The 3,398-nt window shown below is 49.9% G+C and carries 2 protein-coding genes; both read left to right on the plus strand.

Annotated elements, in window-relative coordinates; genetic code table 11:
- Window positions 1–207 precede the first annotated feature (207 nt).
- Complete coding sequence (locus ACQ4MZ_RS31425; RefSeq protein ID WP_430852012.1) at window positions 208–2,661, plus strand: SdrD B-like domain-containing protein; 2,454 nt, start codon at window positions 208–210, stop codon at window positions 2,659–2,661.
- Between the two features lie 86 nt (window positions 2,662–2,747).
- Window positions 2,748–3,311, plus strand: a complete 564-nt coding sequence (locus ACQ4MZ_RS31430) for a VOC family protein (protein ID WP_430852013.1) — start codon at window positions 2,748–2,750, stop codon at window positions 3,309–3,311.
- The last annotated feature ends 87 nt before the right edge of the window (window positions 3,312–3,398 follow it).

Here is a 3,398-nt window from a genome sequence, read left to right on the forward strand (position 1 = left end):
GAGCGGATATTGTCTCGGATAATAATGCTATTCATAAAGATCGGGTAGCATTTAATGCTCACAAACCCGGTTCCTCCGTCGGAAAACGGCCATTTTATTCCTGAAACTTTCATCGAAGAACGTAATTTATAACCTCACAGATACTGTGCGCATGGCACTGTATTATCAATGGACTTTACCATAGCCCATCTATTAAAAATTTGTTTCATGGAACAAAGCAGGAAATCAGTGCCCGCAGTAACCCGTTTATCTGTGCAAAAACGCTCATTACTTCGTCTTTTTGTAGCTTCCCTTTTATGTTCGCCTTATTTGTCGATAGGCCAGATCAGCGGAACGGTTTCTTACAATACCAACGCCAGTCAGGCAGCTATTCCCCAAAATTTGAAGAATAGCATTGGTATTAAAGCGTACGGGATTTCCAAATCCGGTAAGTACGAATTGATTGCGCAGACGTGGAGCGATCAATCGGGTAATTATTTCCTGGATGTTCCTGAGGGTAAGCATGTAAAGCTGGTTTTTGAAACCGATTCAAAAACCTCGCAGAGCAGTGCTTTGACGCCTTCGGTCCGTTTTGTCAAAAGCCCTGCAACGGAAATAAACTGGACGGGATACCGGCCGGAGCATTATATCTCCCCTAAATCGTTTCTGGTATCTCCTGTTTACATCAACGGCAGCGGTAACGATAGCCTATCGGCATTGACTGCACTGTCATTGGAAGATACGGCGGTGATCAGGCTGGCTACATCCCGTCAGGTAGGGGCGCTATGGGGAGTGGCCTATAACAAAGCTACCGGGCATTTATACTCGGCGGCCCTGGCCAAGCGGCACGTCGGCTATGGCCCACTGGGAACGGGCGGGATTTATCGTACCGACTGGCCCACACGGCGCACTATCAGCTGGCTGGACCTGAAAGCCTTAGGTATTCAGACCGGCGATGACCACCATGAAGGATTAAAGCGTGCAGTCGATAGCAGTAACGTGGATGGCCAGTTTCTGGGCGACGTAGGAAAGGTAAGCCTGGGGGGGATGGCTATTTCCCGGGATGGTCAGGGCCTGTATGTGATGAACCTGTTCGACCAGACATTATACGGCATCAAGCTGCCGGCAGATACGGCAGCGAAGCCTACATCGGCCGATGTTACAAAGTACAAGATTCCCTCGGGATGCGCCGGGGGCACAAGCCGGCCCTTCGCGGTGACCGTTCATGGAGATTACGTATATATAGGAGCGGTATGCGATGCGGCCACGTCCCAATCGTTAATGGACTTGAAAGCGATCGTGTACGAACTGGACCCGTCCACGAAAAAAATCAGGGAGGTATTCGCCATGCCGTTGGATTATTTCCGTGGCGAAGCGGTGGTCGATCTTGGGACAAAAACCTGGCATCCCTGGACGGACGATTTCAGTAAAGCTTTGAACAGTGCATTGCCTTCAACGGCAAGCCGGCCACAGCCTATTTTGTCTTCGATTGCCTTTGATGCACAGGGTGCGATGATACTCGGTTTTATGGACCGTTTTGGCCATCAAGCGGGTACCGGGCAGCCGGACCCCACGGGCAAAGCGAGCTATACGGCCGTGGCGGCAGGGGATATCCTGCGCGTGTTTCCCCGCAGGCCCGGAAGCGGGAATGCCCGGTTTAGTCTGGAAGACAATGCGATAGCCGGAGATTTTTCGACCGACGGAAAGGGCAACATGCAGGGCCCGAAAGGCGGGGAGTTCTTTTTTCAGGACGATTTTATATTCCGCGACGAGCTACGGAGCGGCCGGGTGATCCATCAGGAAACCGGGGCAGGAGGGGTATTGGTCCTCCCGGCAACCGGAGAGGTATTGATGACGGCCCATGAGCCGATCCAGGAATTCAATTCAGGTGGAATCAAGTCATTTTTCAATGCGGATGGCCGGACCAGCCGTGGCTGGCTGCTCTACCGAAACGCGCAGCCGGGGACGTTTGGCAAGGCGAACGGTGTGGGCGGTCTGGCCTTGATTACGGGGCCCGCTCCCATTTCGGCAGGCAACCGCATATGGTCTGACACCAATGGCGACGGCGTGCAGGACCCCGGCGAGCCGGCGTTGGCCGACATAGCATTGGACCTGTTTGAGAAAGGAGTCAAAATAGCGACCACCCGGTCGGATGCGGATGGGATGTACCTGTTTGGTGAGGAGAATGTCAGCGGCGGGCTGAAACCTGCAACGGCCTATGAGATCCGGGTTGGGCTAAGTCAGGGAAAACTTAAACCAACGCTTGCCAAGGCTACCGCTGATAAAGAAGTGGACAACGATGCTGTAACTGTTGAAAATCAGGCTGTAATCGCTTTTCAAACCGGGGCGTCGGGCATTAACATTCATGACCTGGATTTCGGATTTCTGCCTGAAAACATAAAAGCCAGTGATAAGGCGACATCTGAGGATGGGCAGCTGGTAGCATATCCCAACCCGGTTGTTAAAAACCTGGAAGTAACTATGCCGGCCCGGGCTCAGCTCGCGACGTTGAGGGTTGCAGATAAATTGGGCAGGGAATTGAAGGTTTATCAAATCAAACCCAAAAAGGGCAATTATAAAACAACCTTGGATATGAATGATCTGTCTGTCGGGCATTACATCATTAGCGTCAATGAAAATGGCGTGAATAGAAGCGCCGTGGTAGTGAAACAAGCCGAATAATCAGACCGCATAAGGCCTGTCTGTCCTGTTGAAAGAATTTTTTAAGCCCTCGGATAGGGGTTGATATCTTGTCAATCATTTCGATTATGTATATAAATAAGTTTAAAAGCCCCAGCGGCTTTTCAATGGCTGCTATTTTGAATACAGCTAAACAGGCCGGCTACATCCGCCTGTCGACAGTCCGTCCACTTTTTAGAAGCAGGATGATAGGTCTTGTCCTGGCAATGCTCTGTTGCTGCGGTTATTCATTTGGGCAGAAGAAGGCAAAAGAGTACTCAATCATCTCCGATCAGCCGATTATCATATCGGTTATAGACCTGGATAAAAGCGAGGCTTACTATGAGAAGGTTTTTGGTGCCGAAGTGAGGAGTATCCCTGAAGATCTCAGGCAGGTACGGCGGTTCTTGAAATTGGAGAATGGGGTATACATCATTCTTAAGGCTGGAAGGGTGCAATTAATAGATCCGGATGCTTTGGACAGACCACATATAAGGGTAACAGTTCCAGCGAATTTATTGGAGAAATATCAGGCATATCTGGCTGGTGAAAAAATTAAAACGAAGGAAAAATCGAATAATGGCGCGGGCAAACCCAAACGGAAATTCATCAATGATTTGGATGGCTATGTTATTGAATTGTTACCCCGGTAAAAAATACTACTTCATGAACACTTTTAGATCTGCCCTCTTATTTTTCCTGACATTATGGGTGGGAGCATTTGGACAAACATCGGATAG

It is taken from the genome of Dyadobacter sp. BHUBP1 (assembly GCF_050587785.1).
GTDB lineage: Bacteria > Bacteroidota > Bacteroidia > Cytophagales > Spirosomataceae > Dyadobacter.

Coding starts and splice junctions, on each gene's coding strand:
- ACQ4MZ_RS31425 (WP_430852012.1), top strand. CDS start 208: ATGGAACAAAGCAGGAAATCAGTGCCCGCAGTAACCCGTTTATCTGTG.
- ACQ4MZ_RS31430 (WP_430852013.1), top strand. CDS start 2,748: ATGTATATAAATAAGTTTAAAAGCCCCAGCGGCTTTTCAATGGCTGCT.